Origin of the sequence: Synechococcus lacustris str. Tous, assembly GCF_003011125.1 — a bacterium.
GTDB lineage: Bacteria > Cyanobacteriota > Cyanobacteriia > PCC-6307 > Cyanobiaceae > Synechococcus_D > Synechococcus_D lacustris.
Genome location: NZ_PXVC01000082.1, coordinates 1 through 4,465, shown reverse-complemented (window position 1 = coordinate 4,465; position 4,465 = coordinate 1). Strand labels below are relative to the sequence as shown.

Sequence of the window (4,465 nt, the reverse complement as noted above, 5' to 3'; positions counted from 1 at the left end):
TTCCAAATCTCACCTGTTTGCGTAATTGTGTAGCCTAGTTTTTTATTAACTAGTCTTTCATTCCATGGCTCACCAACACAAAATACATCCATAGTGCCACTCTGCATATTTGCAACCATTTGCGGTGGAGGAATTACCACAAGATCGGCATTTTTATCGGGATCTACTCCATTGGCTGCCATCCAATAGCGCATCCAYAGATCRTGGGTRCCGCCTGGAAATGTAACCGCTGCTTTAAATTTATCGCCAGTTTTATTTTTCTTRTCTACAGTTTCAATTAGATTGGGWGCCTTYACTTTTAGTTTCTCATCTAGAAATTCTTTWGAGCYRGAGATTGCCTGCCCTTGGGTATTTAGCCTTGCCAAAATCAGCATAGGTAAGGGTTGCTTGCTTTTGGTTATTGCTCCTGTTGAAAGCAGATAGGGCATTGGGGTAAGGATGTGAGCGCCGTCGATACCACCTCTGGAACCACCCAGTTCAAGGTTATCCCGTGTAACAGCCCATGATGTTTGTTTTTTCAGCTCAACGCCGGTCATTCCTTGTTTATTAAAGAAACCCTTCTCTTTGGCAATTATCAATGGAGCTGAATCCGTTAGCGCAATGAAGCCCAATTCAACTTCTGTGGTTTCAGGTTTACCCGGTGCGGCGATCGCAACCAGAGGCGAAAGCAACAGTGAAATTGCTGAAGTAGCTGTAGAAACTACGAAATAACGGCGGGTGAAATAACCCATGGCAATGGTAAATGTGGTTTGAGCCCGGAGTCTGGAAAACTGCAGCCGGGTGTTTTGGGCGGCGCAACTGCTGACCGCCCCATAAGAACACCACGTTGCAGGGCGCCAAATTGTGTGATTCGCTACCGATCACCTAGGTAATTTTGTTTTCGAGGAATTCGCCGAGGGCGAGGGGCAGATTCCCCCGGCTTTTACTGTTGCTATGACTATGGCCTGGGCTGCAAAGCTTCAGCAGTGCAAATCTCTCAAGTTCATCAAGCTGTTGCCATTGCCGCAGGTTTGGCACCGGCTGCTTAGAAGCTAGGCATGCCTCTTCGATCAAACCAGGTACTCGGTCTATTTGCTGCCATTCCTCCTGGATTGCCCTGTTTATTTCGTTGCAGGATTCCTTCAGCCGATCAGCGAGCTTGTGGAGCTCCAGCTCGCTATCGCCCCAGTTCAGCAATTCCATTTTTTGCTCGTCTCCCAGTTCAAGCCAGTGCTGCAGGCGAAGCTTGCGGCCACATAAATCAAGTTTGCGCCGCACTGCCATCGGTATGCAGCGCAAGTTATCGCTGAATTCAGCTTCAAATTTGAAAATGCGGCAATGGCGGTCCGTTTTTTTCATAGTTGAACAGCTGTTAGAGCTTTTTGGATTTGCCCCAAGCGTTTTAATAACGCTCCGCTTTCGAGCAGTTCCTTTGCTTTTTTAATGCCGCTGTTTAAATCCTTCTGGTTATCGCTGATCCAAAGCATTGCTCCGAGGTTCCAAAGCAGTGCCTCTGCCATAGGACCACTGCCTCCGAGAGCCGTAATTGCTTGCTCCGCCCAGGTTTCCATATCGGTRAAAGCTGGATCAGCTCCCTTAAATCCATGGTCCCGCGGGTGCAGGATCAGGCGTTGCTGCTTGCCTTGGTATGAACGGCTAGTGATGCAGGCTCGGCCAAGGGATAAATCCGTTGATCCCTCCAGACCTTTCACCGTAACCACATCATCTTCCTGCACCAAAGACAAAGCTGCTATCGCCCTTGCTTCCGTTGGTGGATGCACATAGCCAGTTATTAAAAGGTGTTTGCCTTGGTGAGGTGTCCAGATCAGCTCGAGGCTTGCCAGTGGTGGCCTTTTGCCTATTTGGTCGCGAATTGGTGTGAGCTTTTCTGCCGCTGGAAATAAATTGGGTTGATGGCATAGGGCTATTCCTTCTTCAAGAAGCAATCGCTGCACCTGTTCAAGCTTTAGGTTCCCCCAGGGGAGCCCAAGGCAATTCATTAGCTCTGCCAGCGTTATTCCCCATTTCACCGGCATGGGGTTGCCGCCGCTCAATACCACCGTTTCACCGGCAGCTACAAGCCCAATGGCAGTTAGGGGCAGCAGCGGTGCAGTGCGGTTGCGACCGTCGTAGGGCACTYCAAAGCAAATGGCGCGGCGGCCAGGGCTGCTGAGCACAGGTCCTTGGCGGCGATAGCTGCGCAGCATCCCGGCCAGCTCCTGGGGTTCAGGCCTGCGTATGCGGTGGGCGATCAGAAATGCTCCTAATTGAGCATCAGTTGCAACGCCATCWAGCATGGCGTCCATGGCTTCTTCCGCTTCGCTAAGGCTTAGGCCACTGCTGGTGTGCTCACCGCTGCCCACCTTGCCAAGCAATTCCCGAAAGCGCTGCTGGGCAGGGTTGAGGCTGGAGCCGCGGTTGGAAGCCAGGGTCAACAGGGTTTGTGAAACTAGCCACTATTCAAAGCGTTGGCGATTCGGTAGTAAAAGGCACATAGCGGGTGGGCACTCCTAGAGAAAGTGGCAAGGTTGATTTATTAATGCCATGCCAGCTGCTGCATTAAGCAAAATTGAGCAGGCAAAGGCTGAGCGTTGTGGCTTGGAACTTGAAGCTGAGTTAGATCAACTCGCCCATGCCGGCTGGCAGCAATTGGATGAAGCTGATCTAACTATTCGTTTGAAATGGTTGGGGATCTTCTTTAGACCCGTAACCCCAGGGCGATTCATGTTGCGCCTACGCTTACCCAATGGCGTTATTAATAGCCACCAGCTTGAACTTTTAGCCGAGGCCATAGATCGTTGTGGTGAACATGGAAGCGCTGATATAACTACTCGTCAGAATTTGCAATTGCGCGGTCTTTTGCTTGAAGATATGCAGCCGCTTTTGACTCAGTTGCAGACAGTGGGGCTAACCAGTAAACAATCGGGCCACGACAATCCCCGCAACATCACAGGCAACCCCCTTGCAGGCATCGACCCCGATGAATTCATTGATACCCGCCCATTGGTGGATGCCATCCAGGCTGAGTTACTTGGAATTGATGGACCGCGTAATTTGCCCCGCAAGTTCAATGTGGCCGTTGGCGGTGCAGCAGATAGTTTTCTTTTGCATAACGACCTTGCTTATCTGCCTTCTATTTATGCCGGTGAATTGGGTTTCACCGTTATGGTTGGTGGTTTCTTTTCCGCCCAGCGCAATGAACTAGCTAAACCCCTTGGCCTGTGGCTGCGGCCTGAGCAATTAGCTGGTTTTAGCCTTGCTGTGTTGCTTCATTACCAGGAAAATGGTAACCGCATGGCCCGAAACAAAAGCCGCTTAATGTATTTAATTGATCAGCTTGGGTTTGATATTTATCGGCAGCAGTTGTTAGATGCCTACGGTCAACCTGTGCATGTTCATGATGGCAGTCATTTAGTTGATCAACCACCCCGGTCTTGCCTTGGTGTAAATCAGCAAGCTCAAAAGGATTTCCATTGGCTTGGCTTGCATGTGCCCATGGGTAGGCTTGATGCCGATTCAATGTTTGAACTTTCGCGTTTGGCGCGCACCTACGGCAATTCAGAAATACGCCTCACAGAAGCGCAAAATTTATTGATAGCCAATATTCCCAATGAAAAACTTGATCAGCTCCTTGCTGAACCGCTATTACTACGTTTTAGCCCCAAGCCCAGCCMYCTGCAGGCGGAGGCGGTGAGTTGCACAGGTAGCAAGTATTGCAGTTTTGCAATGATCCCAACAAAATCAACTGCTCAAAAAGTACTTGAACAGTTGGAGCTAACTTTGCAGTTAGAGCGCCCCCTACGCAGCCACTGGACTGGCTGCGCCAATGCTTGCGGCCAGCCTTACATGGGTGAGCTCGGTTTTATGGGCGCTAAAACAAAGCACAATGGTGAAATGGTAGAAGCAGTTAAGGTTTATCTAGGCGGTGATTTGGGGGCCTCACCAAAGCTGGCAGAGCTCTATGGCAAGGCGATTCCATTAACTGAGTTGGCAGATCAGTTGAAGCCCCTTTTGGTTGAGAAATTTGGCGCTGTTTTGCGAGGTTGAATCATCGGCCTGGAATTTTCCCAGGAGCTAACAACCCAGCAATGGTTTCAACAGCTCCAAGCAGGTGAACAGCCCTTGCTTCGCCATGAATTAGCAGCAATGCTGCCAAAACTTAACCAGAGCCAAGCCTTTGAAGTATTCGCCCTTTGGTTGGCTCAACTAACAGATGACAAGCAAGATTTTCAAAAGGCTGAATTAATTAGTTGCACTGATTTGGTTGGTTATCAGCGCAGTTCAGCCGCTGCTCAATTGCTTCGTAATGCCCTTGGGCCCGATGCCTCCCAGCAATTACAACAATTGCTTTTGCCTCTTTTGGGATATCAACGCAACCAGCAAGATTTTCTATTTCTACGGAAACAAGTTCTACAGCCAGGACCATTGTTGTTACGTCGGGCAGCCCTTGAGGGGGTGGCTAGGGGGCTGGGGGCCTGGCCCCTTG

At 50.0% G+C, this 4,465-nt stretch carries 4 protein-coding genes and 1 pseudogene; 2 read left to right on the top strand and 3 right to left on the bottom strand.

The window, feature by feature from the left end; all coding sequences use genetic code 11:
- The 3 genes and pseudogenes from C7K08_RS16470 to C7K08_RS11655 form a co-directional block, all read right to left on the bottom strand.
- Positions 1–731 (bottom strand): annotated as a pseudogene (locus tag C7K08_RS16470) (CmpA/NrtA family ABC transporter substrate-binding protein); the annotation flags it as partial.
- Between the two features lie 133 nt (positions 732–864).
- Entirely contained in the window at positions 865–1,338 is a 474-nt protein-coding gene (locus C7K08_RS11660; protein ID WP_106500774.1) for a nitrate reductase associated protein, read from the bottom strand.
- Positions 1,335–2,414: an anthranilate phosphoribosyltransferase gene (locus tag C7K08_RS11655; protein WP_241537233.1), complete on the bottom strand. Its 1,080-nt coding sequence runs from the start codon at positions 2,412–2,414 to the stop codon at positions 1,335–1,337. Before C7K08_RS11655 ends, C7K08_RS11660 begins: the two co-directional genes overlap by 4 nt.
- A 109-nt stretch (positions 2,415–2,523) precedes the next feature.
- Here C7K08_RS11655 and C7K08_RS11650 point away from each other — a divergent pair, with 109 nt between their 5' ends.
- Both C7K08_RS11650 and C7K08_RS11645 read left to right on the top strand, forming a co-directional pair.
- Positions 2,524–4,026 carry a ferredoxin--nitrite reductase gene (locus C7K08_RS11650; RefSeq protein WP_106500773.1) on the top strand — a complete coding sequence of 501 codons (1,503 nt, stop codon included), beginning with the start codon at positions 2,524–2,526 and terminating at the stop codon, positions 4,024–4,026.
- Positions 4,027–4,125: 99 nt separating this feature from the next.
- A partial coding sequence (locus C7K08_RS11645) for a hypothetical protein (protein ID WP_153062423.1) occupies positions 4,126–4,465 on the top strand: 340 nt, incomplete at its 3' end.

Excerpts from the sequence above, each read along its gene's own strand:
- C7K08_RS11660 (WP_106500774.1), bottom strand. The coding sequence starts at position 1,338 with ATGAAAAAAACGGACCGCCATTGCCGCATTTTCAAATTTGAAGCTGAA.